This is a genomic window from Sphingomonas sp. Leaf62 (assembly GCF_001421915.1).
Classification (GTDB): domain Bacteria; phylum Pseudomonadota; class Alphaproteobacteria; order Sphingomonadales; family Sphingomonadaceae; genus Sphingomonas.
The window spans coordinates 88,822-90,750 of record NZ_LMLN01000029.1; the positions used below are offsets into that span (position 1 = coordinate 88,822).

The 1,929-nt window shown below is 63.1% G+C and carries 2 protein-coding genes; one reads left to right on the forward strand and one right to left on the reverse strand.

The features are described from left to right. On the reverse strand, positions 1 to 1,004 hold a 1,004-nt coding region (locus ASE91_RS19010), incomplete at its 3' end, for an MCP four helix bundle domain-containing protein (protein ID WP_156357883.1). Between the two features lie 546 nt (positions 1,005 to 1,550). Between ASE91_RS19010 and ASE91_RS20730 the strand changes: the two genes are divergently transcribed. Further along, a partial coding sequence (locus ASE91_RS20730) for a DUF808 family protein (protein ID WP_443024547.1) occupies positions 1,551 to 1,929 on the forward strand: 379 nt, incomplete at its 3' end.

The following is a 1,929-nucleotide window of genomic DNA, read 5'->3' on the forward strand; positions in this document are numbered from 1 at the left end:
GTGCGCAAACCGGTGACCATCGACACCATGGCATGGCCCAGCCGGTCCTTGTCGGACAGCGGCTTGTGATCCACCGACAGGTCGCCCTGCGCGATCGTGTCGGCCAGCGCCGCCGATTTGCGCAGGCCATCGACCATCGCGACCATCGCAAAGCCCAGCTTGTCCTGTTCCGACAGCGGCTTGTGATCGACCGACAGGTCGCCCAGCGCGATCGTATCGGCCAGCGCCGCGGACTTGCGCAACGACTCGGTCATGCGGTTCACGGTATCGACCAGATCCTTGATCTCGTCGTTGCTGGTGACGGGCACTTCCTTGTCGAGGTCGCCGATCGCCACCGCGTCCAGCGCGATACCGACCCGACGCAGTCCCTGCGACACGATGTGGCTGATCCACCATGCGCCGGCGACGGCGATGGCGATGGCGACAAGGGCGATGCCGATCAGCCAAAGGCGCGCGCTGGCATAGAGCGCATCGCCCTCGTCATTGGCTTCCTTCATCTCGCCCCGCTGACGCTCGACCGTTTCGTCGACCATCTCGCCCATCTGCGTGGCTGCGGTCCGCGCGGCGCCCAGCGAAATCTGCCCGGCCTCCATATTCTTGTTCTGAAGCGCCAGTTCGATCGCCTTGTCGGCGGTCGCCTTGTACGCGTTCCATTGTTCGCGGATCTTGGCATATTGTTCGATGTCGGTTTCGTCGGCCATCGGCGGTGCCTTGGCGATCAGTTCGTCCGCACGCGCGCGCTGTCGCCGCAATTCCTCCATCTGCGCCGCCTTCAACTGCGCATCGCTGGTCAGGGCGAGGTTCTTCTCCGCCACCACCGCCGATGTCGACGCGTCGTTGAACTGCTGGATGCGATCGAGCGCGGTCGCGGGGTCGTCGACCAGATTGCTCATCGAATCGCTGATCGACGACAGTTGCGACACGCCGAGGCCGACGATGCCGGTCAGTAACAGCAAAACGACTGCAAAAGTCGCCCCCAATTTCATCTTGATCGTTGCGCGCATGTTGCCTTCCTGATGGTACGACTATGCGGTTACCCAAGCGCGAAGCGGTTTAACATTTGGTTCGGACCATCTTAGGATTGCGGATATCAAGATTAACGTGGCGCAGCATGATCGGAGATGTTTGGAAAAATTCCTTCCCGATGCAGGAATGTTCATCGCGGAAAGGTAATTTCGGCAATGATGTAGCCGTTTTCCACGTATCGCCCGATCGCCCTGCCGGAACGGAAGATGGTTAACGCAGTCATCCCGATCTTTTTGCGCTGCACAAACTTTGGAAGAGGACGGCAGCATGCGTCCTTCGTCCGGCCGACGGACGTTGTCGTTACGTCACGCGGCGCGACCGAATGCCGCACCGTCGCCGATCCCGCGACGGCCCGCGAATGGCAGACCGTGCAACGGGCTGGTGCGTCACCGGGCGGAGATCGCCGGTGCGGGCGCTTTCCCGAAGCCCCGTAACGGCGGAGGAATATATTTGCGGTCACGCTTTCCATGGCGTTGCCGCACGGGTGCCGCTACCGGTCTGGTCTCGGAACAAGGGGATTGTTGATGGCTGGCGGATTGGTGGCACTGCTCGACGACGTCGCGGCGATCGCGAAGCTGGCGGCGGCGTCGCTCGACGATGTGACCGCCGCGGCCAGCCGGGCCGGGGCCAAGGCGGCGGGCGTGGTGATCGACGATGCGGCGGTGACGCCGCGCTATGTCGTCGGCCTGTCGCCCGCGCGCGAACTGCCGATCATCGGCAAGATCGCGCTGGGATCGCTCAAGAACAAGCTGCTGATCCTGTTGCCCGCCGCGCTGCTGCTGAAGGTGTTCGCGCCATGGGCGATCACCCCGATCCTGATGCTGGGTGGCGCGTTCCTGTGTTTCGAGGCGGCGGAAAAGATCCTTGCCCCATGGCTTGGCGGTCACGCGGACGAGGAAGCGG